At 67.9% G+C, this 26,641-nt stretch carries 23 protein-coding genes; 13 read left to right on the top strand and 10 right to left on the bottom strand.

Annotated features, from left to right (window positions below):
• Positions 1-152 precede the first annotated feature (152 nt).
• A complete protein-coding gene (locus tag ACNR9O_RS19735; protein ID WP_473685611.1) occupies positions 153-530 on the top strand; it encodes a SnoaL-like domain-containing protein in 378 nt (125 codons plus the stop codon).
• Between the two features lie 77 nt (positions 531-607).
• Here ACNR9O_RS19735 and rpoD read toward each other — a convergent pair whose 3' ends face one another.
• Positions 608-2,467: an RNA polymerase sigma factor RpoD gene (gene rpoD / locus ACNR9O_RS19730; protein WP_473685613.1), complete on the bottom strand. Its 1,860-nt coding sequence runs from the start codon at positions 2,465-2,467 to the stop codon at positions 608-610.
• Between the two features lie 167 nt (positions 2,468-2,634).
• A complete protein-coding gene (gene dtd / locus ACNR9O_RS19725) occupies positions 2,635-3,075 on the bottom strand; it encodes a D-aminoacyl-tRNA deacylase (protein WP_473685615.1) in 441 nt (146 codons plus the stop codon).
• Positions 3,076-3,206: 131 nt separating this feature from the next.
• Between dtd and ACNR9O_RS19720 the strand changes: the two genes are divergently transcribed.
• Positions 3,207-4,115, top strand: a complete 909-nt coding sequence (locus ACNR9O_RS19720) for an LpxL/LpxP family acyltransferase (RefSeq protein WP_473685617.1) — start codon at positions 3,207-3,209, stop codon at positions 4,113-4,115.
• A 3-nt stretch (positions 4,116-4,118) separates the two neighbouring features.
• Here ACNR9O_RS19720 and ACNR9O_RS19715 read toward each other — a convergent pair whose 3' ends face one another.
• From ACNR9O_RS19715 to ACNR9O_RS19700, 4 genes are all read right to left on the bottom strand, one after another.
• Complete coding sequence (locus tag ACNR9O_RS19715; RefSeq protein ID WP_473685619.1) at positions 4,119-4,457, bottom strand: tetratricopeptide repeat protein; 339 nt, start codon at positions 4,455-4,457, stop codon at positions 4,119-4,121.
• Positions 4,454-6,160, bottom strand: coding sequence for an ArnT family glycosyltransferase (locus tag ACNR9O_RS19710; protein WP_473685621.1), 1,707 nt, complete (start codon positions 6,158-6,160; stop codon positions 4,454-4,456). The genes ACNR9O_RS19715 and ACNR9O_RS19710 overlap by 4 nt, the downstream gene beginning before the upstream one ends.
• Before the next feature lie 94 nt (positions 6,161-6,254).
• The gene (locus ACNR9O_RS19705; RefSeq protein WP_473685623.1) at positions 6,255-7,295 is read right to left on the bottom strand and encodes a CDP-glycerol glycerophosphotransferase family protein; all 1,041 of its coding nucleotides are present in this window, start codon (positions 7,293-7,295) and stop codon (positions 6,255-6,257) included.
• Entirely contained in the window at positions 7,295-8,110 is an 816-nt protein-coding gene (locus ACNR9O_RS19700) for a glycosyltransferase family 2 protein (protein WP_473685625.1), read from the bottom strand. The genes ACNR9O_RS19705 and ACNR9O_RS19700 overlap by 1 nt, the downstream gene beginning before the upstream one ends.
• 182 nt (positions 8,111-8,292) lie before the next feature.
• On the opposite strand from ACNR9O_RS19700, the gene ACNR9O_RS19695 reads away from it, so the two are divergent.
• The 5 genes from ACNR9O_RS19695 to ACNR9O_RS19675 are packed head-to-tail and all read left to right on the top strand — an operon-like array spanning position 8,293 to position 13,378.
• Complete coding sequence (locus ACNR9O_RS19695; protein ID WP_473685627.1) at positions 8,293-9,534, top strand: O-antigen ligase family protein; 1,242 nt, start codon at positions 8,293-8,295, stop codon at positions 9,532-9,534.
• Positions 9,531-10,478, top strand: coding sequence for a UDP-glucuronic acid decarboxylase family protein (locus tag ACNR9O_RS19690; RefSeq protein WP_473685629.1), 948 nt, complete (start codon positions 9,531-9,533; stop codon positions 10,476-10,478). Before ACNR9O_RS19695 ends, ACNR9O_RS19690 begins: the two co-directional genes overlap by 4 nt.
• Positions 10,478-11,410, top strand: coding sequence for a glycosyltransferase family 2 protein (locus ACNR9O_RS19685; protein ID WP_473685631.1), 933 nt, complete (start codon positions 10,478-10,480; stop codon positions 11,408-11,410). The genes ACNR9O_RS19690 and ACNR9O_RS19685 overlap by 1 nt, the downstream gene beginning before the upstream one ends.
• Positions 11,411-11,423: 13 nt before the next feature.
• Entirely contained in the window at positions 11,424-12,278 is an 855-nt protein-coding gene (locus ACNR9O_RS19680) for a glycosyltransferase family 2 protein (RefSeq protein WP_473685633.1), read from the top strand.
• The gene (locus tag ACNR9O_RS19675; protein ID WP_473685635.1) at positions 12,275-13,378 is read left to right on the top strand and encodes a glycosyltransferase family 4 protein; all 1,104 of its coding nucleotides are present in this window, start codon (positions 12,275-12,277) and stop codon (positions 13,376-13,378) included. Before ACNR9O_RS19680 ends, ACNR9O_RS19675 begins: the two co-directional genes overlap by 4 nt.
• Positions 13,379-13,381: 3 nt before the next feature.
• On the opposite strand, the gene ACNR9O_RS19670 is transcribed toward ACNR9O_RS19675, so the two are convergent.
• From ACNR9O_RS19670 to def, 4 genes are all read right to left on the bottom strand, one after another.
• The gene (locus ACNR9O_RS19670; RefSeq protein ID WP_473685637.1) at positions 13,382-15,109 is read right to left on the bottom strand and encodes an ArnT family glycosyltransferase; all 1,728 of its coding nucleotides are present in this window, start codon (positions 15,107-15,109) and stop codon (positions 13,382-13,384) included.
• Positions 15,110-15,212: 103 nt separating this feature from the next.
• Positions 15,213-16,508 carry a 16S rRNA (cytosine(967)-C(5))-methyltransferase RsmB gene (gene rsmB, locus ACNR9O_RS19665; protein WP_473685639.1) on the bottom strand — a complete coding sequence of 432 codons (1,296 nt, stop codon included), beginning with the start codon at positions 16,506-16,508 and terminating at the stop codon, positions 15,213-15,215.
• Positions 16,505-17,431 (bottom strand): methionyl-tRNA formyltransferase, encoded by a 927-nt coding sequence (gene fmt / locus ACNR9O_RS19660; protein ID WP_473685641.1) that lies wholly within the window; start codon positions 17,429-17,431, stop codon positions 16,505-16,507. The genes rsmB and fmt overlap by 4 nt, the downstream gene beginning before the upstream one ends.
• Positions 17,431-17,940 (bottom strand): peptide deformylase, encoded by a 510-nt coding sequence (gene def, locus ACNR9O_RS19655; protein ID WP_473685643.1) that lies wholly within the window; start codon positions 17,938-17,940, stop codon positions 17,431-17,433. The genes fmt and def overlap by 1 nt, the downstream gene beginning before the upstream one ends.
• Positions 17,941-18,129: 189 nt before the next feature.
• On the opposite strand from def, the gene ACNR9O_RS19650 reads away from it, so the two are divergent.
• The 6 genes from ACNR9O_RS19650 to purD all read left to right on the top strand — a co-directional run bounded on the left by ACNR9O_RS19650 (position 18,130) and on the right by purD (position 26,625).
• Positions 18,130-19,254 (top strand): LysM peptidoglycan-binding domain-containing protein, encoded by a 1,125-nt coding sequence (locus ACNR9O_RS19650; protein WP_473685645.1) that lies wholly within the window; start codon positions 18,130-18,132, stop codon positions 19,252-19,254.
• A 104-nt stretch (positions 19,255-19,358) separates the two neighbouring features.
• Complete coding sequence (gene dprA, locus ACNR9O_RS19645) at positions 19,359-20,492, top strand: DNA-processing protein DprA (protein ID WP_473685647.1); 1,134 nt, start codon at positions 19,359-19,361, stop codon at positions 20,490-20,492.
• Between the two features lie 127 nt (positions 20,493-20,619).
• Positions 20,620-23,103, top strand: a complete 2,484-nt coding sequence (locus ACNR9O_RS19640) for a DNA topoisomerase I (protein ID WP_473685649.1) — start codon at positions 20,620-20,622, stop codon at positions 23,101-23,103.
• Positions 23,104-23,676 (top strand): L-threonylcarbamoyladenylate synthase type 1 TsaC, encoded by a 573-nt coding sequence (gene tsaC, locus ACNR9O_RS19635; protein WP_473685651.1) that lies wholly within the window; start codon positions 23,104-23,106, stop codon positions 23,674-23,676.
• A 189-nt stretch (positions 23,677-23,865) separates the two neighbouring features.
• Positions 23,866-25,230: an AMP-binding protein gene (locus tag ACNR9O_RS19630; protein ID WP_473685653.1), complete on the top strand. Its 1,365-nt coding sequence runs from the start codon at positions 23,866-23,868 to the stop codon at positions 25,228-25,230.
• Between the two features lie 111 nt (positions 25,231-25,341).
• Positions 25,342-26,625, top strand: a complete 1,284-nt coding sequence (purD, locus tag ACNR9O_RS19625; protein ID WP_473685655.1) for a phosphoribosylamine--glycine ligase — start codon at positions 25,342-25,344, stop codon at positions 26,623-26,625.
• Positions 26,626-26,641: the final 16 nt, after the last annotated feature.

Here is a 26,641-nt window from a genome sequence, read left to right as displayed (position 1 = left end):
CCGGCGCGCATTGCACGTGCCGGCCTTGCGGAAGCCCTTCATGGTAGCCGCGGCCGGGTGGAGCGTCGAGGGTGGGGCCGGGTGGAAGGCACATTCGGGCTGGGGTGTATCGGCGTAGGCTGGTAAGCCCTTTGGCGCGTGGAGGCAGTGCGATGAGCACGGAATCGGTGGCGAAGCGGTTGCTGGCGTTGTGTCGCGAGGGTAAGTACGAAGAGGCGCAGAAGGAGCTGTATGCCAAGGATGCGGTGAGCATCGAGCCGGAAGGCGCGCCGGGTGGCGCGATGGGCAATGTGAAGGGGCTGGAGGCGATCTTCGAGAAGGGGCGCCAGTTCAAGGCGTCGATCATCGAGGTGCATAGCAGCCGGGTCAGCGATCCGATCGTGGCGGGCAACTGGTTCAGTTGCGAAATGACGATGGACGTGACGATGAAGGAATACGGCCGCGTGCCGATGACGGAGATCTGCGTGTACCACGTGAACAAGGACGGCAAGATCGACCGGGAGCAGTTCTTCTACGACATGGGCGGCTGAGGCGTTTTCGCCCGGCCGCAAAAGAAAAGCCCCGCTTGCGCGGGGCTTTTTTTATCGGTGCTGTTCGCCCGAAGCGATCAGTCGATGTCGAGGAACGAACGCAGCTGCTCCGAGCGGCTCGGGTGGCGCAGCTTGCGCAGGGCCTTGGCTTCGATCTGGCGGATGCGCTCGCGGGTGACGTCGAACTGCTTGCCGACCTCTTCCAGGGTGTGGTCGGTATTCATGTCGATGCCGAAGCGCATGCGCAGCACCTTGGCTTCGCGCGGGGTGAGGCCGGCGAGCACTTCGCGCACGGTCTCCATGAGGCCGGTTTCCGTCGCCGATTCGATCGGCGAGCTGGCGTTGGTGTCCTCGATGAAGTCGCCCAGATGCGAATCTTCGTCGTCGCCGATGGGGGTTTCCATCGAGATCGGCTCCTTCGCGATCTTGAGCACCTTGCGGATCTTGTCCTCGGGCATCTCCATCTCCTTGGCCAGCTCCTCCGGCGTCGGCTCGCGGCCGAACTGCTGGAGCATCTGGCGGGAGATGCGGTTGAGCTTGTTGATCGTCTCGATCATGTGCACCGGGATACGGATGGTGCGCGCCTGGTCCGCGATGGAGCGGGTGATGGCCTGGCGGATCCACCACGTGGCGTAGGTCGAGAACTTGTAGCCGCGGCGGTATTCGAACTTGTCCACGGCCTTCATCAGGCCGATGTTGCCTTCCTGGATGAGGTCGAGGAACTGCAGGCCGCGGTTGGTGTACTTCTTGGCGATCGAGATCACCAGGCGCAGGTTCGCCTCCACCATTTCCTTCTTGGCGCGGCGGGCCTTGGCCTCGCCGACCGACATGGTGCGGTTGATTTCCTTGATGTCGGTGAGCGGCAGGAACAGCTTGTGCTCGATGGCGGCGAGCTTCTCCTGCTCGGCGTCGATCGCTTCCTTGTGGGTCTTGATGTTCGGCGACCACTTCTGGCGCTTGCGGCCCAGCTCGTTCGCCCACTCGAGGTTGCCCTCGTTGCTGGGGAAGGTCTTGATGAACTCGGCCTTGGGCATCTTCACATGCTTGACGAAGATGTCCATCAGCACGCGCTCGTGGTGGCGGATGTCGTTGACCACTTCGCGCAGCTTGCGCACGAAGCTGTCGATCAGCGCGGACGGCAGCTTGAGCTTGAGGAACTCCTCGGCCATCTGCTCGCGCAGCTTGATGATCTTCTTGTCGTTGATGTCGGTGACTTTGGCCGAGGCCTTCTGGAACTTGCCGTAGTAGTCGCGCAGCAGTTCCATGCGGCGCTTGACCTCTTCCGGGTCCGGACCGGTCGGGCCGGCCTCCTCGTCCTCGGCGGCGCCCTCGGTTTCTTCGTCTTCGTCGGCTTCGGCGTCGCTGTCGGTGGCGACTTCCTCGGCGGCGGCGAGGGCGGCGTCGGCGGCTTCTTCCAGGTCGGCGAAGCCGGCCAGGATCTCGCTCAGGCGGCGCTTGCCGTCCAGGTGCTGGTCGTATTCCTCCAGCAGCATCTCGATGGTGAGCGGGAAGCTGGCCAGCGCGGTCTGCACCTGGCCGAGGCCTTCTTCGATGCGCTTGGCGATGGCAATTTCGCCCTCGCGGGTGAGCAGCTCGACGGTGCCCATCTCGCGCATGTACATGCGCACCGGGTCGGTGGTGCGGCCGACTTCGGAGTCGACGGCGGACAGCAGCGCGACGGCTTCTTCGGCCGCGGCTTCGTCATCGGTGGCGGTGCCGCTGGCGGTGTCGGCCAGCGGGTCGGCGTCCGGGGCGGCATCGTGCACTTCGATGCCCACGCCCTTGAGGACGGCCATGATGTCTTCGATCTGCTCCGGATCGACGATGTCGTCGGGCAGGTGATCGTTGATCTCGGCGTAGGTCAGGTAGCCCTGCTCCAAGCCTTTGGAGATGAGCGCCTTGATTTCAGACTGTTGCTCGGGAGCTTTGTTGTTCATACCTACCGCCGCATATGCAGGAACCGGTCAGTATAGCGATGTGATGCTTTTTTGACCAGTTTTCAAGTGAAAAAACTGGGTACCCGGCACAGGCAAAAAGCGCGCCAAACACCCGCCGTTGGGGGATTTTTTTCGAAAGTCGTCGCAGGTGCCCTGTGCATCCGCGGTCATGGCGTTTCGAGCCAGAAGGTGACTGGTCCGTCGTTGACCAGATGGACTCTCATATGGGCACCGAAGCGCCCGATTTCCACCCTGGGGTGCGCATCGCGCGCCAGTTCCACCAGCCGATCGAACCAGCGGCGGCCTTGTTCGGGCGAGGCGGCGGTGGTGAAGCTCGGGCGCATGCCGGAGCGGGTGTCGGCAGCCAGGGTGAACTGACTGACCAGCAGCAGCTCGCCCCCGGTGTCCTTGAGCGAACGGTTCATGCGGCCCTGCTCGTCGGCGAAGACGCGATAGCCGAGCAGGCGTTCGAGCATGCGGCGGGTGCTGGCTTCGTCGTCGGCCGGCTGCACCGCCACCAAGGCGAGCAGGCCGGGGCCGATGGCGCCGACGGTTTCGTCGTCGACTTCTACACGGGCGGAAAGGACGCGCTGGATCAGGGCAATCATCGATAAGCGACTGGGCAGGAAGGCGGACGGGCGCAAAGGTTACCCACAAAACGGCATAGCGGCCGGCGCGTGCACGGCTTGAGCCGCGCGCGGGCCGGCGGCGCGGGGTCTGCGGCTACACTGTCCGGCTCATGCGCTTCGACATCTACCTTCTCTACCTCCTGCTGCGCCTGGTCGGCCGGCTGCCGCTGCGGACCTTGCACGGCCTCGGCGCCCTGATCGGCCGCCTGTCCCTGCGCCTGGACGGCAAGGCCGTGCGCAACACCGATGTGAACCTGCGCATCACTCGCCCGCACCTGGACGCCGCCGCCCGCGCGACGCTGCTGCGCGAGACGATGATCGAGAGCGGCAAGTCCATTACCGAGATCGCCAAGATCTGGGGCAGCGACGCCGAGCGCGCGCTGGACCTGGTGCGCGAGGTGCGCGGCGAGGCGCTGTTCGATGCGGCGCTGGCGGCGGGCAAGGGCGTGATCATCGCGGCGCCGCACCTGGGTTGCTGGGAGCTGCTCAACTACTGGCTGTGCCGCAAGACGACGATGGCGATCCTGTATCGGCCGCCGCGCATCGCCGCGATCGAGGGGCTGCTGCGCAAGGCGCGCGGCGCGCTGGCGCCGGAGCAGGTACGTGCGGAAGGCGCCGGCGTGCGCACGTTGTTCAAGCGCCTGGGCGCGGGCGGCACGGTGGGCATCCTGCCGGACCAGAAGCCGCGCGAGGGCGAAGGGCAGTTCGCGCCGTTCTTTGGTCGCGACGCGCTGACCATGGTGCTGCTGCCGCGACTGGCGGCGCGCACGGGAGCGACGGTGCTGTTCGCTTTCGCGGAGCGGCTGCCGCAAGGGGCGGGCTTCCGCATCCATCTGCAGCCGGCGCCGGAAGGGTTGGCCGATGCTGACCAGCGCGTGGCGTGCACAGCGCTCAACCGCGGCGTGGAGGGGTGCGTGGAGCTGGCCTTCGCGCAGTACCAGTGGCACTACAAGCGCTACACGGCGAATGACCGGACCAGTCCGTACGACCATCCGGAGATCCTGGAGCAGGGGCGGTAACGCTCAGCTCGCAGGCGGTTCTTCTCGATCCAGCCGGCGCAGGAACACGGTCATCTCTTTTTCCGCCTGCTTGTCGCCGCGCAATTGCGCGGCCTCGATGCCGTGCCGCCAGGCGTCGGCAGCGCCCGCGCGGTCCGCGCCGGCGAGCAGGGCCTTGCCCAGCAGCTTCCAGGCGGCGGAGTAGTGCGGGTCGAATTGCACAGCGCGGCGCAGTTCGTCCGCGGCCTCGGCCGTGTCGCCCTGGCTCAGCAGCGCGTTGCCGAGGGAGAAGCGCAGCAGCGCGCCATCGCGCGGGCCGCCGCACTGGGCGCGCAGGCCGGCGACGAGAGCGGGGTTGCTCATGGCAGCGTGCGGTAGCGCCAGGCGTCGACCTGATAGATGCGGGTCGGGTGCGGCGGTTCCGGCGGCGTGTGGCCGGCGCGCTGGGCGGCCAGCGAGGCGGCCGGCCAGATCACCACCCAGCTGGAACGGAACGGCTGTACCAGCAGCGGGTAGCGCAGGTCGCTATCGGCGAGCTTCTCGGGGCGAGTGATGATCAGGCCGTCGGGATGCTGGCGGGCGAAGGTCTGGATCGACTCACCCTCGTTCAAGCGCTCGATCGGCCGGGTGATGCGGCCTTCGAAATGGAACTGGCCCTCGTAGTTGCCCACGTAGCCGATCGCCCGACCCTCGGCATCGGCCGCGCCGAGCAGGTGCGCGGCGGGGCGCAGGTCGAAGTTGGGCCACATGGTCAGGGTGAACAGCGTGTTGAGCGCCAGCGTGCCGATCAGGCCGGCCACCGCCAGGCGACGCAGCTCGCCGCGGCCGCGCAGCATCAGCAACGCGCCGAGCACCACGAACACCACGCTGAACACGCGGCTGTGCTGCGAGGTGGCATCGATGAATTCGCCGTGCAGCAGGTTGTGTTCCACCAGGTTGGGCAGCGCGAACAGGAACACCGCGAACAGCAGCCCGCCCACGCCCAGCGGCCAGGTACCCAGCCAGGCGGTGCTGGCCAGCGCCGGGCGCTTCTCGCGCAGCACGGCGATGGCGCCGGCCACCAGCAAGGTGGCGCCGGCGAATTCGGGCAGCGGGTAGTACAGCTGCTTGCCGCTGATCAGCGAGAACGCGAACAGGATCGGCAGCAACCAGCACAGGCCGAAGCGCAGGCCCGGATCGAGCGGACGACGCAAGGTCAGCAGGGCCGCCCAGGCGCGCGGCCAGCCGCTGAAGGGGAACAGCAGCGCCGGCACCATCGGCAGGTACCACCAGAACGGGCGGGCGTGGTCGAACGCATCCACCACGCGGCCGGCGGTCTGGGTGAAGAACAGTCGCTGGCGATAGGCCTCGCCGCCGCTGAAGCCGGCCGGCAGCGCCCAGGCCAGCAGGATCGCGCCGCCCAGCAGCACGGACAGCACGCCGCGACCGTACCAGCGCGCGCGGTTCCGGTTCGCCCAGTCGCTCCACAGCGGGCCGAGCAGCCAGGGGAAGGCGACGTGCAGCAGCATCACCGGGCCTTTGGTCATCAGGCCGGCGCCGATGCACAGGCCGAACAGCAGCCAGCGCGGCTCCTCGCGCCCGGCCTTGGGCGTGAGGCACAGCAGGGCCGCCAGCACCCACACGGCCAGCAGCACCTCGTACATGATCTGCAGGCCGAACAGGAAGGCGTAGCTCAGCGCCAGCAGCATCCACGGTGCGCCCTTGGCCACCCATGGGCGATCCGGGAACAGGCGCCGCGCCAGCGTCGCCAGCAGCACCAGCTGGGTGCCGCCGAAAACCACTTCCAGAATGCGCGGCCACACGTCATTGACGCCGAACACGAACCAGCCGGCGTGGATCATCCAGAACAGCAGCGGCACCTTGTCGCTGTAGGGCTGACCGTTGATGTGCGGCACCAGCCAGTGGCCGTGGCTCCACATTTCCCAGGCCACCGCGAGGGTACGCGTGGAGTACAGCGGCATCGGGCCGTGCGAAAAGATCGCCAGCAGGGCGACCAGGCCCCACAGCGGCAGCCAGGGCCACAGGGATCGCAGATGTTCGGAACGGCTATAGGCGCTGGAGGGCACGGGGCGGCTTTCTTCTCAGAGGTGTTGCGATTCTAGTGCGGACAAGCTGTCGGGGGCTTGGTGGGCGGCGGTGCCGTTCACGCCGCCGGGGCGATCAGGCCCTGGGCAGGCGGGCCGGGCCCCAGTAGCCGATGCGCCGGCGCAGCTTGAGCTTGCGCCACCAGTTGCCCGGCTTGGGGCGACGGTTGCGGCCGCCCTTGGCGATGAAGGCGTCGATCGCATCCAGCACGCGCTCGCTCGAATGGCCATCGCGGTAGGGGTGGATGGCGTCGGCGTACTCGCGGATCGCCTGCATCAGCTCGGGCGGGCGGCTGAGCGCGCGGCGGATCGCTAGCTCGAACTGGGCCGCGTCATCGATATCGATCAGCTGCGGGCCGGGCCGGCGGTTCTTGAAGGTGACCACCGGCTTGCCGGTGAGCAGGAACTCGTTGAGCGCGGACGAGGTGTCCGAACACATCATGTCGGCTTGGGGGAACAGCTCCAGGATGTTGTCGTTCTCGGCGAAGCGGAGGTTCTCGCCTTCGATCGCCTTGAACTTGGCCACCGTCTCCGGGTTCATCTTCGGGTGGAAGGTGACGATCCAGCGCCACTCGCCGCTGCGCGACAGCCGCTTCACTTCCTCGTACAGCGTCTCGGCGGCGCTCCAGGAGGGCGAAAAGGTGGAGTGGTAGAGGATCACCGGCTTCTCGCGCACGGGTGGCAGCGGGCCGGCGATCTCCTTCATGAAAGGATCGAGCTTGGGCCAGCCGGTCTCGGCGACGGCGAAATGGCCCAGCTGGTCCGACAGCGCCTGGAACTGCGCGGTGTCGCGCGGGCCGGTGGTGCAATACAGGTCGAAGAAGCCGCGGATATAGATATGGCGCGGCTTGCCGGCATCGAAGCCGTGGAAGGTCTCCACCTTTACGCCGGGAAAGAAGTGCGGCAGGTGGTTGGACGAGGTGATGCAGGCGATGGGGCGCCAGGCGCGCACTTCGGCCACGCTGAGCAGCTTCTCGCCTTCGACCAGGTCTTCCGCGCCGGGGCCGTCGAAGAACCAGGCCGCCTCGTCGCCGCGCGCGCGGATCGCTTCCTGCACCGGCCGGAGAATGGCCAGCGCGTAGCGCTCGGAGCCGTAGAGAAGGTAGTGCTTGGGCATCAGCGGTCGATTCCGTGGCGATGGAGCGCGGTGGCGGCGCTATCGATGGAGGCGGGGTTGTGGCGCATCTCGTAGTAGCGCATGCGCTTGTACACCGCGTAAGACGCCGCGGTCTGCGCGACGGCGTAGCCGCGCCAGCCGTCGAGGAAGGCCAGGCGAAATACGTAGTCCTTGAGGAAAGCCAGCGCGAACACGAACGGCGTCTGCCACATGCGCACGGGCTTGTCCTTTTCCAGCCAGTCGCGGCACTTCAGCTCCGCATAGCGCAGCACCTTGATCTGCTTCTCCGGCAGGCTGGGGTTGTTCTCGTGGTTGAAGCGCGCGTCGAAGGTGACCGAGGGGCCGTCGAAGCGCAGCGATTCGTGCACGCGCACGTCGGCCCAGCGGGCGCGGTCGCGGTGGTAGAGGCGGGCCATCTTCTCGCCCATCGAGGGCAGGTAGAAGCGCATCGGCTTACCCATATAGATGGTGGCGCGGCGCAGCCAGGCGGCGCAGGCATCGCTGGCCATCAGGCCGGGCAGCTTCCGTTCCAGTTCGGTGGCGAGGGCCGGTGTGAGGTACTCGTCGGCGTCCAGCGCCAGGATCCAGTCGTGGCTGCACTGGGTGGTGGCGAAGTTGCGCTGCGGCCCGAAGCCCAGCCAATCCTGGTGCACCACCTTCGCGCCGTGGGCCTGGGCGATGGCGACGGTGTCGTCGGTGCTGCCGCTGTCGATCACGACTTTCTCCGCCGCGAACGGCACGCTGTCCAGGCAACGGGCAATGGTTTTCGCCTCGTTGTAGGTCATGACGACGAGGGTGACGGGGTGCGTAGGCATGGGGGCGATTCTAGCCGCAACGGCCTTTTTCAAGATCGGGCGACCCGGACGTCGAAAGCTGGGAAGCGGGTCAGGTCCCATCCGGGATGGGGGGCGCACCCTACCTGCTGACAATGCGGGTGCCAACCCCGAGACTATGCGCCGCGGCGTTCCCCAGGCCGTAACGAGACAAGCAGGTAGTGATGGAGAACAAGGCAAGTCCCTCCAATGCGCGGCCCCCGGCCGAAGAGCGCCGCGTCGGTCGCTGGATCGTCGGGATCGGCATCGCCTGGATGATGCTCGGGCTGGTGGTCATGCCCGCCGGCGCATCCTTCAATCCCGGCCGGATCTACCAATACAGCCTGACGCTGCTGCTCTATCTGCCGGCGCTGGTGCTCACCTTCACCGGGCGCGCCCGGGTCTGGCGGCAGCTGTGGCCCTTGCCGGCGTTCCGCGTGTTCCTGGTGCTGCTCGCCTGGGCCGCGCTGTCGTTGAGCTGGAGCACGATCGCCAGGCCGGCGGAAGAAGTGGGGCGGCTGCTGAGCGTACTGGCCTTCGTGCTCGGCTGGCACGTCTACGCGGCCGACGAGCCGCGGCGCATCCGCGCCCTGTTGTTGCCGGTGGGATTGCTGGTGTCGGTTTGCGCGCTGTTCTATTGCGTGCGCTTCCTGACCACGCCATCGGAGGACGGGCGCATCGTCGGCGAAGGCACTATCGCCACCGCCAACTATGCGGCGGCTCTGATGGGGGCGACGGCGCTGTACCTGAGCCAGCTGCCCGTTCCTGCCGTACGCCTGTCCGTGTTGCGGCATGTGGCGATCGGCTTCCTGCTGGTGTTCGTGCTGCTGACGCAATCGCGCAGCGTATGGCTGGCGCTGGGCCTGGCCATCCTGCTCATGCCGGCCTGGCAGGCCGGGCGTTCGTTCCGCTGGCTGGCGGCAGGCGTGTTGCTGATCGGCTTGTACCTGGTGGTGCGTCCGGTGGAGGTGCTGACCGAGCGCGGCACGTCGCTGCGGCCGGAGCTGTTCATGCAATCGCTGCACTTGATCGCGCAGCATCCATTGCTTGGCCTGGGCCAGGGCGCGCCGTTCAACCTGCCGGTGAATGGGCAGGTCTATGTGCACACGCATAACTTGTTGACCCAGGTGACCGTCGAGCTGGGGTTGCCGGGTCTGCTGCTCACCGTCGTGCTGTGGTGCATGGTGGCCTGGCAGGGCTGGCTGGCCCGTGCCACCCTGCAGGGCCGGCTGATCCTGGCGCTGTGGGTGTTCGCCTCGGTGGTGCTGCAGTTCGACATGCCGCAGATGCTGGACAGCCCGCGTCCGGCCTGGCTGCTGGTGTGGCTGCCGTTCGCGCTTTCCCTGGGGCTGGCCTGGCGCAGGCGAGGCGACGTTTCCGCGATATCCAATGATTTCCCCGGGCAACCGGGTCAGGGTTCCCGATGAATAAAAAGGTGCTGGTTACCGGCGGTGCGGGCTTTCTCGGCTCGCACCTTTGCGATCGCCTGGTGCGCGACGGGCACGACGTGCTGTGCGTCGACAACTTCTTTACCGGCAGCAAGCAGAACATCGCGCACCTGCTGAGCCATCCCTATTTCGAGCTGATGCGCCACGACGTGACCTTCCCGCTGTACGTGGAAGTGGAGCGCATCTTCAATTTCGCCTGCCCCGCCTCGCCGGTGCATTACCAGCACGACCCGGTGCAGACGACCAAGACCAGCGTGCATGGCGCGATCAACATGCTGGGGTTGGCCAAGCGCACGCGGGCACGCATCCTGCAGGCCTCCACCAGCGAGGTGTACGGCGACCCGGAAGTGCATCCGCAGACGGAAGACTACTGGGGCCGGGTCAACCCGATCGGTTTCCGCAGCTGCTACGACGAAGGCAAGCGCTGCGCCGAGACGCTGTTCTTCGACTACTACCGCCAGCACCAGCTGGACATCAAGGTGGTGCGCATCTTCAACACCTACGGCCCGCGCATGCATCCCAATGACGGACGCGTGGTGAGCAACTTCATCGTGCAGGCGCTGCGCGGCGAGGACATCACCATCTACGGCGACGGCAGCCAGACGCGCAGCTTCTGCTACGTGGATGACCTGATCGAAGTGATCGTGCGCATGATGGACAGCGAGGGCTTCACCGGCCCGGTCAACATCGGCAATCCGGCCGAATACACCATGCTGGAGCTGGCCGAGCACGTGCTGAAGCTGGTCGGCGGTCGCTCCAAGCTGGTGTTCCGCCCGCTGCCGTCGGACGACCCGCGTCAGCGCCAGCCGGACATCGCCCTGGCCAAGGAGAAGCTCGGCTGGGAACCACGGGTGAGCCTGGACGACGGCCTGCGCGAGACGATCGCCTACTTCCGCCACCTTCTGCAGGGCGAGGCCGCCTGATGAGCGGCGTGAGCTTCAGCGTCGTCGTCACCAACTACAACTACCGTGACTACGTGGGCGCGGCAGTGGACAGCGTGCTGGCGCAGACGCGGGCGGCGGCGCAGGTGATCGTGATGGACGACGGTTCCACCGACGGCTCGCCGGCCTGGCTGGCTGAGCGCTATGGCAATGATCCGCGCGTGACGCTGCGCTGTGTGGAAAACGGCGGACAGCTGTCCGCCTTCATCCGCGGCATGGAGGGCGTGACCGGCGATGTCGTGTGCTTCCTCGATGCCGACGACGTGTGGGAGCCGACGTACCTGGCCACCATCGGCGCGCTCTACGACAGCCGCCGCGACGTCGACTTTCTGTTTACCGACGTGCGCCTGTTTGGCAACGAAGAGGGCATCCAGGGCTATGCCGAGCGCGCGGTCGATCTGGGCTATACCGCGATCAGCACCTGGGTGACGGCCTACTGGTATGGCGCGGCGACGTCGGCGCTGTCGATGCGCCGGGCGTGGGCGCAGCGCACGCTCGATCTGCCGGCGGAGTTCGTGCGCAGCTGGCGCATTTCCGCCGACAACTGTCTGGTGTTCGGTGCCAGCGTGCTGGGCGCGCGCAAGTATTTCCTGCCGACCGGCATGGTGCGCTACCGCGTGCATGGGGCCAATGGCTGGTGGCACGCGCGTCATCGCGAGAACCAGTTCGCCAACCTGTTTCGTTCGCGCGTGCTGATCAACCATTACGCCGCTCGCATGCACATGGATGAGCGCACGCTGGATCTGGTCAAGGCCGAATTCCGCAGCAAGCCGGCGCCGTCGAAGGAGGAAACCTGGCGCTACGCGCGCATGGCCTACCGCCTCGGCACGGCCAGCTGGCCCAAGCGCGTGGACCGCACGCTGTCGATCCTGCGGCAGGGGCGGCGCGGCGGATCCGGCAAGGCGTCCGCGTGAAGGCTGCTCGCGCATGAAAGAGCTTGAGGCAGGTCGCATCAGCGTCGTCGTGCTGACCTACAACTGGCCGGCGGCGCTGGCCCTGGTGCTGAAAAGCCTCGCGGCGCAGAGCGTGCTGCCGCTGGAGGTGATCGTCGCCGATGATGGCTCCGGGGAAGAGACGCGCGGCCTGATCGAACGGATGGCGGCGTCGTTTCCGGTGCCGTTGCGCCATGTCTGGCAGGAGGACCAGGGCTTCCGCGCCGCACGCGCGCGCAATCGCGGCATCGCTGCGAGCCGTGGCGACTACGTGATTCTGCTCGACGGCGACATGGTGCTGCATCCGTCCTTCATCGCCGACCACGTCATGCTCGCCGAACCGGGTTATTTCCTGCAGGGCGGGCGGCTCAAGGCCACCAAGGAAGAGTCGGCGCGCCTGCTCGCCGGTGGTGCGCCGGTCTTCGCGCCGTGGACGCGTGCCGATTTCGAGGAGTTCGACGGCACGCGCCGTCTGTACGCCTTCCATGCGCCGGCACTGGCGCGATGGAAGGCGCGGTCGCGCAACGGCGGTCGCGTGATGAGTTGCAACATGAGTTTCTGGCGCGACGACTTGCTGCGCGTGAACGGCTTCGACGAGCGCATGGAAGGCTACGGCGCCGAAGACCGCGAGCTGGCGGCGCGGCTGGAGAACGCTGGCCTGCACCGGCGCGCGCTGAAATGGGCGGCGCTGGCCGTGCACCTGTGGCACCCCTCGCGCTCGCCGCCGGACGTGGATGACATGAGCCTGCCCAACAACGTGCTCTTCCATGCGACGCGCACGCAGGGCGTCACCTGGTGCGAGCGTGGCATTGCCAGTCATGCCGAGCTGTCGGGCGGTGGCGAAACGTGAAGCTCCTCTACACCAATTTCCACACCGGTGATGGTGGCGGCCACACCACGTACGTGCGCTGGCTCGCCTCGGGCCTGGCCGGCAGCCATGAAATCCACGTCGCCGCGCCACCCGGAAGCCGCCTGCTCGAGGAGGCGCGGCGCTTGCCTGGCGTCACGGCGGTCGAGCAGCCGTTCCCGAACGGCTTGAACAAGCTGGCCGCACGCGCCGCCGCGCGACGGCAGCTGGCGGCTTACCTGCGGGAGCAGTCGTTCGACGTCGTGCACGTCAATGGCTCGGCGGATCACCGCCTGGTACTGGCGTCCATGCCGCGCCGGCGGCCGCGCATCGTGCTGACCAAACACAACTCCAAGCCCATGACGGGCCTGGGCCACTGGTGGCGCGCCCGGCATACCGATGCGGTCATCGCGGTGTGCGAGTACACGCACCGGCAGCTGGCGAAGACCGCCTACCGGCGCTGCATGCTCGCGACCGTCTACAACGGCGTCGACATCGGGCATTACCGGCCTTGGACGGATCAAGCCACCCGCTCGGTGCGCGCCGAATGGGCCGGCGATGCCGCGTTGTTGCTCGGCAGTAATGCCGGAACCGCCGATTACAAAGGCTGGATGGATCTGGTCGAGGCGCTGGCCTTGCTGGCGCCCGAGGAGCGCGCGCGCCTGCGTGTGCTGGTGGCAGGCACGCCGCCGAAGGAGGCCGTGCGACAACGCATCGCGGCACTGGGGATGGACGCGATCGTGCGGTTCCCCGGCCTGCTGGCCGATGTGCGGCCGGTGGTGGCGGCGCTCGACGCGGGCTTCGTGTTGTCCTGGGACGTGGAGACGATCTCCTTCGCCTGTCGCGAAATGATGGCGATGGGCAAGCCGGTGCTGGTCAGCGATTACGCCGGCCTGCCGGAGAACATCCATGCCGGCGAGGACGGCTGGATCGTGCCGGTGCGTAACCGCCAGGCCATTGCCGGTGCGGTGCGCGAGTTGCTACGCGCGCGTGACGGCTTGCCTGCGATGGGGCGCGCGGCGCGCGCCCATGCCGAGGCGGAATTCGGGCTGGAACGTTTCGTCGAGCGTACCGAAGCGGTGTATCGCCAGCTGCTGGCGTAGCGTCTATTCCAGCGCCGCGGCCGGCACGCGATCGACATCTTCGCCCGGCTCACAGCCCGGAATCACCGCATCGGCCTTGAACAGCCACCATTCGCGGCGGTTGGCGTGGCCCAGGCTGATCGCCTTGCTGCGGTCCACGCACTTGTCCATCACGCCATCCAGCGCGAACAGCCAGCGGCGGGCAGGATCCTGCGCCTGCCACTTCACCGCGGCGGCGTACTGCTCGTGCCAGGGCACGGTGAAGCCGAAATCGGTGGCGGGACGGTTGAGCATCAGCAGGTTCTGTTCCTTCCAGGCGACCAGGCCCAACTCTTCGTTGGCGGGGACGCGCTCGCGCACGTCCTGCATCAGGGCGGCGGCGGAGCTGGAATCGTTGAGCAGCGGGTAAGCCCACAGACTCCACGCCAGCCACATCGCGGCCATGCCGCCACACACGGCCCATGCCGCACGGCGCAGGCGGAACGCGGCGATCAGCGCCAGCTGCGCGCCGCCGATGGCGACGAACATCCACCACAGCGCATGGCCGCCATCGTCGAAACCGCGCGCGGTGGCGAATTCAGTGGCGAACTTCGGATGCGCGATCAGGGCCGCCGCGCCGACGCCGAGCATGGCCGCGCCCATCGTGCCGATGAACAGCAGGCCGGCCAGGCGCAGCCAGCGCTTCTGCAGCAACTCGCCGAGGAAGGGGCCGGTCAGCAGCGCCACCATCGGCAGCGCCGGCATGATGTAGACGTCGCGCTTGCCCTTGGGGATGGCGAAGAAGATCAGGATCAGTACCACCCAGCCCAGCGGCAGCAGGATGCGCGCATCCTTCGCCTTCAGGCCCTGCCACCAGCGCGCGAAGGTGCCCGGGTAGGTCAGCGACAGCGGCAGCCAGCTGAACAGCACGATCGGCACGTAATAGAGCGGCGAGTGGTGGTGGTCCCACGACTTGCTGTAGCGACCGGCGGTCTGGTGGAACAGGATGTCGTTGACGTAGGCCGCGTACGCCGGATCGCCTGAGTGCGCCTTGGCGCCGAGCAGCATGGGCACCAGCCACACCGCAATGGCGGCGAGCAGCGCGACCAGGCCCAGCGGCCAGCGCCACCACGCGCCGGCGCCCATGCGCGAAATACCGTCCCACTGCCCGCGCCAGGCGACCAGATACGGCAGCAGCATGAACAGCGCGAGCACACCCACGCCCTTGGTGATCACGCCCAGGCCCGCGCAGAAGCAGCCGAACCAGAACGCACGCCAGTTCGGCCCCTTGAGCAGATGCAACAGCAAGCCCCAGTTCGCCGCGGTGATGAAGAACATCACCAGCGGATCGATCTGGGCGCGCTTGACCTGATAGACGAACTGGAACGTCACCAGCAGCGCGGCGGCGGCGTAGAGGCCGGCCTGCCGGTTCCACAGGCGGCGGCCGAGGTCGTAGACCAGCACCAGCGTGCCCAGCGCGGCCAGCAGCGAGGGCAGCAGGAAGGCGAGACGCCAGCTGCCGGTGATCGTGTAGCTGGCCGCCTCCGTCCACATCAGCATCGGCGGCTTGTCCGAATACAGTTCGCTGCCGCGGTGAGGGAACAGCCAGTCGCCGCTCTCGACCATCTGCTTGGCCGCCAGCGTGAAGCGCGGTTCGTCCGACGGCCAGGGATCGCGCAGGCCGATGCCGGCGCCGATCACCACGACGGCGATGATCAGCAGGAGCCAGAAATAGCGGCGTTCCTGGGAAGTGGCTTGCGAAGCTGCGGACATGCGAGAAATTCCGGCGGCGGCGCCGCGACTGCGTGGCGGTTCGGGAAAGCGTTGTAGGTCCGGCGCCTTATCCGGCGCTTAGAGGACAGCCGGTCCGGTCCGATCAGGCCCGTTCGAGCACGGCATAGTACATGCCGTCGAGGTCCCCATCCCCCGGCAGGATCTGCCAGCCCGCACCGGCGGATTGTCCGGCGGGCAGCGTGAAGGGCACGGCGCGCGCGTCCGGCCGTGCATCGAGAAAGCCCTGCACCACCGCTTCGTTCTCAGCCTTGAGCAGCGAGCAGGTGACGTAGACCAGACGGCCGCCGGGCGCCAGCAGCGGCCACAGCGCGTCGAGGATGCGCCGCTGCTGCGCGGCCAGCGCGGGGATGTCGCTGTCGCGGCGGTGCAAGCGTACGTCCGGGCGCCGGCGCAGGACGCCGGTGGCCGAACAGGGCGCGTCGATCAGAATGCGATCGAACGCCTGGTCATCCCACCAGCCGGCGGGCTCGCCGGCGTCGCCGACGATCAACTGCGCGGCGAGGCCCAGGCGATCGAGATTCTGCTGGATGCGCCGGGTGCGGCCGGCGTCGAACTCGACCGCGGTGAGCGCGACGTTCGCGCGCTCGAGCAGATGGCAGGCCTTGCCGCCGGGCGCGGCGCAGGCATCGAGCACGCGCTGGCCGTCGCGGGCTTCGGCCAGGTCGGCGGCGATCTGGGCGGCGCCGTCTTGCACGGCGAAATGACCCTCGGCGAAGCCGGGCATGCGCGTGACGTCGGTGCTGTGCGGCAGCACGATGGCGTCGGCCAGCCAGGCATGCGCGTCGGCCGTATAGCCGGCTTCGCGCAGGCGTTCGAGCAGGGCTTCGCGCGTGGTGCGGCGGCGGTTGGCACGCAGCATCAGGGGCGGTTCGATGTTGTCGGCCGCCATCACCGCATCGGCCTGATCCGGCCAGTCGGACGCGATTGCCTTGGCCAGCCAGGCCGGATGCGCATGGCGTGTCTGCGGCTTGGCGTCCAGCGCGGCCAGCAGTTCGGCGCGTTCGCGCTGCCAGCGCCGCAGGATGGCGTTGACCAGGCCGGCCAGGCGCGGCCGCTGCAACGCGCGGGCCGCCTGCACGGTGGCGGCGACGGCGGCGTAGTCGGGCAGCTCGAGGATTTCCAGCTGCACCAGGCCCAGCACCAGCAGGGCGTGGATAGCCGGCTCCTTCTGGCGCAGCGGCTTGTCGAGCAGGCGGTCCAGCGCGGCGTCGAAGCGCAGCCACCAGCGCGCGCCGTCGCTGAGCAGCGCGGTGAACAGTGCGCGGTCGCGCGGATCGGCGAGCCGCGACGCATGGCGTTCCATGGCGTCGCGCTGCGAGGCGCCGCGCAGCGCCACCTCGGCCAGCGCCTGTGCGGCAAGAGCACGCGTATCGGTCATCGGGTACCGCGCAGCTCGGGGCGTGCGTTGAGATAGTCGGCCGCGCCGATGCGCTTGCCGCCGGCGCGCTGCAAGGCCGTGACGCGCAAGGCGCCGTGGCCGCAGGCGATCTCGATGCCGTCGCGGCCGGCCGCGAGCACGCTGCCGGGGGCGGCATGGTGCTCGCGCTCCACCGCTTCGGCGGCCCAGATGCGCAGGGACTCGCCGGCGATGTCGCCTTCGGCGACGGGCCAGGGATCGAACGCGCGGACCTGGCGTTCCAGCGCGAGCGCGTCGCGTTGGAAGTCGAGCTTCGCCTCGGCCTTGTCCAGCTTGTGCGCGTAGGTGACGCCTTCTTCCGGCTGTGTGCGCGGCACCAGCGTTTCGCCGGCCATCGCGCGGCGCAGGCCTTCGGCCAGCACCTCGGCGCCAAGCGCGGAGAGGCGATCGTGCAGGCTGCCGCCGGTGTCTTCGCGCTGGATCGGCGTACGGCGCTCCAGCAGCACGGGGCCGGTATCCAGGCCGGCCTCCATCTGCATCAGATCCACGCCGCTTTCGGCATCGCCGGCCAGGATGGCGCGCTGGATCGGGGCCGCGCCACGCCAGCGCGGCAGCAGGCTGGCGTGCACGTTCCAGCAGCCCAGGCGCGGTATCGCCAGCACCTTGCGCGGCAGGATCAGGCCATAGGCCACCACCACCATCAGATCCGGCTGCCAGCGGGCGAGCGTGTCGCGGGCTTCCTGGCTCTTGAGCGATTCGGGCTGCTCGACTGCAATGCCGGCGGCCAGCGCCGCCTGCTTCACCGGGCTGGGCGTGAGCTTGCGGCCGCGCCCGGCGGGGCGGTCCGGCTGGGTGTAGACGGCGACTACCTCGGCGCCGCTGGCGCGGCAGGCTTCAAGGCAGGGGACGGAGAACTCGGGCGTGCCGGCGAAGACGACCCGCATCAAGCGCTGGCCGCCTGCTTGCGCTGCTTCTCCAGGCGCTTGAGCAGCATGGAGCGCTTGAGCGGCGACAGATAATCGACGAAGACCTTGCCGGCCAGATGGTCCATCTCGTGCTGGATGCATACGGCCAGCGGGCCCTCGGCCTCGACCACGATCTCGTTGCCGTCGACGTCGTTGGCCTTGACCTTGACCTTCAGCGCGCGGGTTACGTCGGCGTAGATGCCGGGGAAGGACAGGCAGCCCTCCTGGTACACCTGGGCGCCGTCCTTTTCGATGATTTCGGCGTTGATCAGCGCGAGCGGCTGGTTGCGCTCGTCGCTCATGTCGGCCACCAGCACGCGCTTGTGCACGTTGACCTGGGTGGCGGCCAGGCCGACCCCGTTGGCGGCATACATGGTTTCGAACATGTCGGCCACGAACTGCTTCAGCTCGGCGTCGAACACGCGTACGGGCTCGGCCTTGGTGCGCAGGCGGGGGTCGGGAAATTCGATAATGGTCAGGGTCGACATCGCAAATACCTCGGCGCCAAAAATGCGGGCGAATCGGTGAAAACCCAGCCCGGGCGCGATCTAGAATGAACCTCATTGTACGTCGGCAACCCCGTGTCTGGCAGGCGAATCTGCCAACTGGCGCTGGTTGCGGCCGTAAAACCTTCGGTTAAACTCCGCCGAGCATCGGGGGATGGGGGATTCCCGTTTATGATCAGAAAGTCCATCGGGCTGCTGGCCGGCATGCTGGTCACGGTCGCCGTGTACGCCGCTGGCGCTCAATTGCGTGCCGACCATCCCGACTCGTATACCGTCCGCAAGGGCGACACGCTGTGGAGCATCTCGGCGCGGTTCCTCTCCAAGCCCTGGTTGTGGCCTGAAATCTGGCAGGCCAACCCGCAGGTGCAGAACCCGCACCTGATCTACCCGGGCGATGTGCTCAACCTCTCCTTCATCAACGGTCCGCGCCTCGGCCTGCAGCCGCGCGTGCGTGCCGAAGGCGAGCCGATTCCGGCGATTCCGCTGTCCGAGCTGCGCATGTTCCTCAAGGAAACGCGCGTGATGAACTCCAATGAGGTCAGCGACGCGCCATACGTGGTCGGCTTCGAGGAGGCGCGCCTGCGCGGTACGGTCGGCCAGAACATTTACGTGCGCAACCTCAACGGCGATCCGGGTCAGCGCTGGGCGATCGTGCGTCCCACGCACGTGTTCCGCGGCTTCAACGAGGACGATCGCAGCGAACCGTACGGCCTGGTCGGACACGAGCTGGACAGTGACGCCTCCATGATCAACAGCCCGTGGAAGGAAGATTTCCGCGAAGACCATCATTACGGCCGCGGCAAGGATCTGGGCGTGGAAGTGACGGTGATCGGCACGGCCGAGACGCTGCGCACCGGCGACCCGTCCACGCTGCTGCTGCTCGATTCGACGCAGGAGATCCGCAAGGGCGATCGCATCATGCCGATCGACGACAAGCCCTACGACGCCTACTACTACCCGCATGCGCCGAAGTCGGTGCCGGACAACGCCCGCGTAATCGCCTTCACCGATGCGCTGGACGCCGTCGGCCCGCGGCAGGTGGTGGCGCTGTCGATCGGCGCGAAGGATGGCGTGGAGAACGGGCAGACCTACTCGATCGTGCATCCGGGCGAGACCATTCACGACGACGTCGCCAACAACAGCTGGAACCGCGGCGTGGGCAAGCAGGTGACGCTGCCGGAGGAATTCGCCGGCCACGTGATGGTGTTCCGCACCTTCGACCGGGTCAGCTATGGCCTGGTGATGGACGGCATCAAGCCCATCGCGAAGGGCGATCGCCTGACGATGCCGGAATAAGCTAGGTGAATAAACCGTGCCGACCTTCGCGGTCGGCATCGGCTGACAGAACGGCGCGGCTTGTCCGCGCCGTTTTCGTTCGTACCGCTGTTTAGACTCGCGGCATGAGCGAACTCGACGAATGGCGCGCCTGGATGATCCTGTTGCGCACCCCGGGCCTGGGGCCGGCCACGCTGCGTCAGTGGTTGCTGGCCCACGACCGGCGCATCGGCGCGGTGCTGGCGCATGCGCCGCGCCGTGCCGCCGCCCTGGGGGCGGCGGCAGTGGCCTGGCTGGAACAGCCCGACGAAGCGCGGCTCGCGGCCGATCTGGAGTGGCTGTCCCAGCCGGGACACCGGCTGCTGTGTTGCACGGAGGTCGATTTTCCGCCCCTGCTCGAGGCCATCCCCGATCCGCCGGTCGCCCTGTTCGCCACTGGCGACCCCGGGTGGCTCCTGCTGCCGCAGGTCGCGATCGTCGGCTCGCGCAGCGCCACGCCGGCGGGGCTGGCGCACGCACGGGCGTTCGCGCGGGAGCTGGCGCTGGCGGGTTTCGTGGTGACCAGCGGCATGGCCGATGGCGTGGATGGGGCGGCCCACGAAGGGGCGCTGGACGCGGGGCGGCCGACCGTGGCTGTAGTCGGCACGGGCGTGGACCGAGTGTATCCGGGCAAGCACCTGGCGCTGGCGCGCCGGATCGCCCGGGAGGGCGTTCTGATCAGCGAATTTCCCCTTGGCACGTCGGCACGGGCCGGCCACTTCCCGCGGCGCAACCGCATCCTGTCCGGTCTGGCCCTGGGCACTCTGGTGGTGGAGGCAGACCTGGAATCCGGGTCGCTGATCACTGCGCGTCTGGCTGGCGAGCAGGGCCGGGAGGTTTTCGCCCTGCCCGGCTCCATCCATAATCCGCTCGCCCGCGGTTGCCACCGGCTGATCCGCGACGGTGCCCGGCTGGCGGAAACCGCCAGCGAAGTGATCGAGGTCCTGGCCCCCCAGGCCCGGGCACTGGGTGCCGAACTGGCGGCCCGCCTGGGCGACGGCGACCCGGCTTCCGGAGCGTCCGTCGCGGAAGGCTGGGCCGGCGATCCCGACTACCAGGCATTGCTGGCGGCGCTGGGCCACGACCCGGCGACGCTGGACGAGCTGGCCGAACGTACCGGGCAGGTTGCCTCAGTCTTGTCATCCATGCTGCTGATGCTGGAGCTGGAAGGCGTGGTGGGCAGCCTGGCGGGCAACCGCTACCAGCGCCTCGCCGGCTAGCCGGACAAGCTGGCCTGCGCCTCGTTTTCACGAGGCGGAGCTTGACGGCGTTCGCCCGGCATGCCTTTAACTAAATAAAGAAGGCCCGCCCATGTGGCGGGCCATTGGCTTCTGGAAACCCCGCTGCATGGCAAAGAATCTGCTCATCGTCGAGTCGCCCGCCAAGGCCAAGACGATCAACAAGTACCTCGGCAAGGACTTCCAGGTCCTGGCCTCCTACGGTCACGTGCGTGACCTGAAGCCGAAGGAGGGCGCGGTCGATCCCGATCACGGGTTCGCCATGGCCTACGAGATCATCGAACGTAACCAGAAACACGTCGACGCCATCGCCAAGGCCGCCCAGGTTGCCGATGACATCTATCTGGCAACCGACTTGGATCGCGAAGGCGAAGCGATCAGCTGGCACATCAGCGAGATCCTCAAGCAGCGCGGCCTGACCAAGGGCAAGCAATTGCACCGCGTGGTGTTCTCGGAGATCACGCCCAAGGCGATCAAGGCCGCCGTGGCGCAGCCGCGCCAGCTGTCGCACGACCTGGTGGACGCGCAGCAGGCGCGTCGCGCCCTGGATTACCTGGTCGGTTTCAATCTGTCGCCGGTGCTGTGGCGCAAGGTGCAGCGCGGCTTGTCCGCGGGTCGCGTGCAGAGCCCCGCGCTGCGCATGATCGTGGAGCGCGAGGAGGAGATCGAAGCCTTCGTCGCCCGCGAATACTGGTCGGTCGAAGCGGCGCTGCGTCATCCCGACGGCGATTTCTCCGCCCGCCTCACCCGCCTGTACGGCAAGAAGTTCGAGCAGTTCGACCTCACCAACGAGGCCGACGCGATGGCCGCCCGCGCCGCGCTGAAGGAAGCCGCGCACGGCCGCCTCACCGTCAGCGAGGTCGGTAGCAAGGAGCGCAAGCGCCGCCCGGCGCCGCCGTTCACCACCTCGACCCTGCAGCAGGAAGCGGCGCGCAAGCTCGGCTTCTCCACCAGCCGTACCATGAAGGTCGCCCAGGGGCTGTACGAGGGCGTCTCGCTGGGCAGCGAGGGCAACGTCGGCCTGATCACCTACATGCGTACCGACTCGGTTGCGCTGTCGGAGGACGCCGTCGGCGAGCTGCGCCAGCTGATCGCGCGGGACTACGGCAACAAGGCCCTGCCCGATCATCCGCAGGCCTACAAGTCCAAGTCCAAGAACGCCCAGGAAGCGCACGAGGCGATCCGCCCGACCTCGGCGATGCGCACGCCGCGCGAAGTGGCGTCGTTCCTCAACGACGAGCAGCGCAAGCTTTACGAGCTGATCTGGAAGCGCACCGTCGCCTGCCAGATGATCCACGCCACCCTCAACACCGTTTCGGTGGATTTCGCCCTGCCGCATACCGCCGGCGGGGATGCAGCGTTCCGCGCTACCGGCACCACGGTGGTCGATCCTGGCTTCCTCGCCGTGTACGAGGAAGGCCGCGATCAGAAAACCGCCGAAGACGATGACGAGGGCCGCCGCCTGCCGAAGCTTGAAGTGGGCGAGCAGATCGCGCTGCACGACATCCTCGCCGATCAGCATTTCACCGAGCCGCCGCCGCGCTACTCCGAAGCGAGCCTGGTGAAGGCGCTGGAAGAACACGGCATCGGCCGTCCTTCCACCTACGCCAGCATCATCCAGGTGCTGCTCAACCGTGAGTATGTGTTCCTGGACAGCCGCCGCTTCAAGCCCACCGACGTGGGCCGCGCGGTGAGCAAGTTCCTCACCCAGCACTTCACCCGTTACGTCGACTACGACTTCACCGCCAAGCTCGAAGACGAGCTGGATGCGGTCAGCCGCGGCGAGGAAGCCTGGGTGCCGCTGATGGAGCGCTTCTGGCAGCCGTTCAAGCAGCAGGTGGAAGAGAAGACCGAGACGGTCGACCGCAGCGAAGCCACCGGCGCGCGCGAGCTGGGCAGCGATCCGAAGTCCGGCAAGCCGGTGTCGGTGCGCCTGGGCCGCTACGGGCCGTATGCGCAGATCGGCGACAAGGACACGGACGAGAAGCTGCAGTTCGCCAGCCTGCGTCCGGGCCAGAGCATGCACACCATCACGCTGAATGAGGCGCTGGAGCTGTTCAAGCTGCCGCGCAAGCTCGGCGTGTCGGAGAGCGGCGACGAGGTGTCCGTCGGCATCGGCCGCTTCGGTCCGTTCGTGAAGCAGGGCAGCACCTACGCCTCGCTCAAGGCGGAAGACGATCCGTACACCATCGAACTGCCGCGCGCGCTGCAGATCGTGAGCGAAAAGCTCGAGATGCTCGCCAATCGAGTGATCCAGGATTTCGGCAACGGCGTGCAGGTGCTCAACGGCCGCTTCGGTCCGTACATCACCGACGGCGAAAAGAACGCGCGCATTCCCAAGGACCAGGATCCCAAGACCCTGACCGAGGCGCAGTGCGTTGAACTGCTTGCCGCCGCACCGGCCAAGAAGGGTCGCGGCGCGGCCAAGAAGGCCGCTGCGAAGAAAGCCGCCGCCAAGAAGGCGCCGGCGGAGAAGCCGGCCGCCAAGAAGGTAGCGACCAAGAAGACGGCGGCGAAGAAGACGGCCACCAAGAAAACCGCGACGAAAAAGGCGACCGCCAAGAAGACCACGGCCGGCCGCGCGGATGCCTGAGTGACCCGCACGTTCTCGCTCGATCAGGTGGACGAGGCCGCCGTGCTGCTGCGCGGCGGTGGCGTGCTCGCCTATCCCACTGAGGCGGTGTTCGGGCTCGGTTGCGATCCGCATGATCGCGTGGCATTCGAGCGCCTGTTCGCGCTCAAGCAGCGGCCGCCTACGCAGGGCGTGCTGCTGATCGCGGCGGAGTTCAGCCAAGTCGAGCGCTATATCGATCTGGCTGCGGTGCCTGCGGATGTGCTCGCCCAGGTGCGCGCCAGCTGGCCCGGGCCGAATACCTGGATCTTCCCGCGCTCGGCCGAAGTGCCGGCCTGGGTAGCGGGTGCCCATGCCGGCATCGCGCTGCGGGTCACCGCGCATACGCCGGCCGCCATGCTGTGCCGGGCCTACGGCGGGGCGCTGGTCTCCACCAGCGCCAACCCGCACGGCGAACCCGCGGCGCGATCCGCGAATACCGTGCGCCGCTATTTCGGCGACGCGCTGGACGGCCTGCTGGACGGACCCCTCGGCGGGTTGGAACGTCCCACGGCCATCCGCGACGCCTTGACCGGCGCTATCATCCGCGCCTGATCCGTGCCGCGGTGCGGCCGGGCCGAGCGAGGCGTCGCTGACGCCTGCAGGCCCGGTGGGGAGGCATTCAGCGGCGCTCGCGAGGATGGGGACCTCGCCGGTTCCGTCCGACCATGCTTTCGCCGGTCCGGCCCCGGACCGACGCATACGATTTATTGCCGCTTGTCAGGGCAACAGGGAGATCACCGCTTGGCCATTGTCTACGACAACTACCGCCACGACCTGGCCGCCGCCTGCCTGCCGCTGCTGGCCGCCGGCAGCCCCGCGCGCACGGTGGCCTGGCGCGAGGGAGAGGCGGTGAGCGCCGCGCAGTTCCTGGCGCATGTGCAGCAGGTCGCGGCAGAGCTGCCCACCGCCACGGCGGCGGTGAATCTGTGCGAAGACCGTTATGCATTCCTGGTAGCGTTCTGCGCGATCGCCCTGCGCGGCCAGGCCAACCTGCTGCCCTCCTCGCGCGCGCCGCAGGCGGTGATGGATGTGATGGCGTCGCATCCGGGCAGCTATGCGCTGGGCGAGCTGGCGCTGGATCCGGCGCCGCCGGGTTTCCGCCGCATGCCGGTGCTGGATGCTCCCGCATTGGACGGTGACGCAGTCATGCCGCAGATTCCTTCGGACCAGGTGGTGGCGATCGGCTATACCTCCGGTTCCACCGGCGTGCCCAAGGCCTATCCCAAGACCTGGCGCAGCTTCCACGCCAGCACGGCCGGCAATCTGCGGGCGTTGCGCGCGCTGGTGGGCGATCGCTTCGACGTGGTGGCCACGGTGCCGCCGCAGCACATGTACGGCATGGAGACGTCGGTGCTGCTGCCTTTGCTGGGCAACGTGGGCGTGCACGCCGCGCGACCGTTCTTTCCGGCCGACGTCGCGGCCGCCCTGGCACAGGCGCCGGGGCCGCGCGTGCTGGTGATCACGCCGATCCATCTGCGCGCGCTGCTCGAATCGGGCATCAGCCTGCCGCCGCTCGCGGCGATGGTCTCGGCCACCGCGCCGATGCCGGGGGAGCTGGCGCTGGCCGCCGAACAGCGTTTCGGCGCGCCGCTGCTGGAAGTGTTCGGTTCGACCGAAACCTGTGTGATTGCCTCGCGCCGCGCCGCGCTGGACGAGCCCTGGTCGCTGTACGAAGGCGTGCGCTTGCATCCGCAGCCGGACGGCACCTCGGTGGAGGCGCCGCAGCTGGCCCAGCCGCTGACCCTCGCGGACATCGTGAGCCTGCAGGACGACGGCCGGCGCTTCCGCCTGTGCGGCCGCCATGCCGATCTGCTGGAGATCGCCGGCAAGCGCGCCTCGCTGGGTGATCTCACCCGCAAGTTGCTGGCGGTGCCGGGCGTGCGCGACGGGGTGGTCTTCCAGCTCGATGGCGACGTCATCGGCGTCAAGCGTATCGCTGCGCTCGCGGTGGCGCCGGGCCTGGACGAAGCGGCCATCCTCGAGGTCCTGCGCCGCTCGGTCGAGCCGGTGTTTCTGCCTCGCCCGCTGCGCCTGGTCGAATCCCTGCCCCGCAACGAAACCGGCAAGCTGCCGCGCGCGTCGCTGTTGGAGCTGATCGGCCGCTGAGACCGACCCACGCTGTGGACATTCCCCCTCCGGCCGGGCCGGAGGGCCCGCCGCTGCCGCTACAATGGCGCGCTGCGCCGCGCGCGCACCCTATTCCAAGCGGAGCAAGGCATGAAGGTTCTGGTCATCGGCAACGGCGGTCGCGAGCACGCGCTGGCATGGAAGTTGAAGCAATCGCCGCGTGTCAGCGAAGTCATCGTGGCCCCTGGCAACGCGGGCACCGCGCACGAGCGCGGACTGCGCAATGCCGACGTCGCCGTCACCGACCTCGACGGGCTGCTCAAGCTGGCGCGCGAAGAGAAAGTCGAACTGACCGTGGTCGGTCCCGAGGTGCCGCTGGTGGCGGGCGTGGTCGACAAGTTCCGTGCCGCCGGCCTGCGCATCTTCGGACCGCGCGCGATCGCCGCGCAGCTGGAAGGCTCCAAGGCCTTCGCCAAGGATTTCCTGCTTCGCCACAACATTCCCACCGCACGCTACGCGGTATTCACCCAGTTGGAACCCGCGCTCGCCTATGTGCGCAAGCACGGCGCGCCGATCGTGATCAAGGCCGACGGTCTGGCCGCCGGCAAGGGCGTGGTGGTGGCGCTGACCCAGGCAGACGCCGAGCTCGCGCTGCACGACATGCTTGGCGCGCACAGCTTCGGCGATGCGTCGGCGCGCGTGGTGATCGAGGAGTTCCTGGAAGGCGAGGAAGCCAGCTACATCGTGATGAGCGACGGCAGCCATGCGCTGCCGATGGCCAGCAGCCAGGACCACAAGCGCCGCGACGAGGGCGATCTGGGCCCGAATACCGGCGGCATGGGCGCGTATTCGCCGGCGCCGGTGGTCACGCCGGAGGTGGAGCGTCGCATTCTCAAGGAAGTGATCGAGCCGACCCTGCATGGCATGGCCGCGGAAGGTGCGCCGTTCATCGGCTTCCTCTACGCGGGCCTGATGATCGACAAGAGCGGCGCGCCGAAGGTGATCGAGTTCAACGTGCGCTTCGGCGATCCGGAAACCCAGCCGATCATGCTGCGCCTGAAGTCCGACCTGGTTGAACTGATCGAGGCGGCACTCGACGGCGAGCTGCACCACACGCAGGCGCAGTGGGATCCACGGCCCTCGATCGGCGTAGTGATGGCGGCCGGCGGCTATCCGGGCAAGGTCCGCAGCGGTGACGTGATCACCGGCATGGATCAAGCCTTCGGCGACGACGTGAAGGTTTTCCATGCCGGCACCAGGCTTGATGCGCAAGGCGCCCCCGTGACCGCGGGCGGCCGCGTGCTGACCGTGTGCGCGCTGGGCAAGGACATCGCCGCTGCGCGCGAGCATGCCTATACCGCCGTGTCCAAAATCCACTTCGACGGCGCGTTCTGCCGCCGCGACATCGCACACCGGGCGCTGCATCGGCACTGACCGATACGAAAATCGA

This window comes from Dyella sp. CR10 (assembly GCF_055814425.1).
This window is presented reverse-complemented; position numbering and strand designations above follow the sequence as displayed.

Coding starts and splice junctions, on each gene's coding strand:
- ACNR9O_RS19735 (WP_473685611.1), top strand. CDS start 153: ATGAGCACGGAATCGGTGGCGAAGCGGTTGCTGGCGTTGTGTCGCGAG.
- rpoD (WP_473685613.1), bottom strand. CDS start 2,467: ATGAACAACAAAGCTCCCGAGCAACAGTCTGAAATCAAGGCGCTCATC.
- dtd (WP_473685615.1), bottom strand. CDS start 3,075: ATGATTGCCCTGATCCAGCGCGTCCTTTCCGCCCGTGTAGAAGTCGAC.
- ACNR9O_RS19720 (WP_473685617.1), top strand. CDS start 3,207: ATGCGCTTCGACATCTACCTTCTCTACCTCCTGCTGCGCCTGGTCGGC.
- ACNR9O_RS19715 (WP_473685619.1), bottom strand. CDS start 4,457: ATGAGCAACCCCGCTCTCGTCGCCGGCCTGCGCGCCCAGTGCGGCGGC.
- ACNR9O_RS19705 (WP_473685623.1), bottom strand. CDS start 7,295: ATGCCCAAGCACTACCTTCTCTACGGCTCCGAGCGCTACGCGCTGGCC.
- ACNR9O_RS19700 (WP_473685625.1), bottom strand. CDS start 8,110: ATGCCTACGCACCCCGTCACCCTCGTCGTCATGACCTACAACGAGGCG.
- ACNR9O_RS19695 (WP_473685627.1), top strand. CDS start 8,293: ATGGAGAACAAGGCAAGTCCCTCCAATGCGCGGCCCCCGGCCGAAGAG.
- ACNR9O_RS19690 (WP_473685629.1), top strand. CDS start 9,531: ATGAATAAAAAGGTGCTGGTTACCGGCGGTGCGGGCTTTCTCGGCTCG.
- ACNR9O_RS19685 (WP_473685631.1), top strand. CDS start 10,478: ATGAGCGGCGTGAGCTTCAGCGTCGTCGTCACCAACTACAACTACCGT.
- ACNR9O_RS19680 (WP_473685633.1), top strand. CDS start 11,424: ATGAAAGAGCTTGAGGCAGGTCGCATCAGCGTCGTCGTGCTGACCTAC.
- ACNR9O_RS19670 (WP_473685637.1), bottom strand. CDS start 15,109: ATGTCCGCAGCTTCGCAAGCCACTTCCCAGGAACGCCGCTATTTCTGG.
- rsmB (WP_473685639.1), bottom strand. CDS start 16,508: ATGACCGATACGCGTGCTCTTGCCGCACAGGCGCTGGCCGAGGTGGCG.
- fmt (WP_473685641.1), bottom strand. CDS start 17,431: ATGCGGGTCGTCTTCGCCGGCACGCCCGAGTTCTCCGTCCCCTGCCTT.
- def (WP_473685643.1), bottom strand. CDS start 17,940: ATGTCGACCCTGACCATTATCGAATTTCCCGACCCCCGCCTGCGCACC.
- ACNR9O_RS19650 (WP_473685645.1), top strand. CDS start 18,130: ATGATCAGAAAGTCCATCGGGCTGCTGGCCGGCATGCTGGTCACGGTC.
- dprA (WP_473685647.1), top strand. CDS start 19,359: ATGAGCGAACTCGACGAATGGCGCGCCTGGATGATCCTGTTGCGCACC.
- ACNR9O_RS19640 (WP_473685649.1), top strand. CDS start 20,620: ATGGCAAAGAATCTGCTCATCGTCGAGTCGCCCGCCAAGGCCAAGACG.
- purD (WP_473685655.1), top strand. CDS start 25,342: ATGAAGGTTCTGGTCATCGGCAACGGCGGTCGCGAGCACGCGCTGGCA.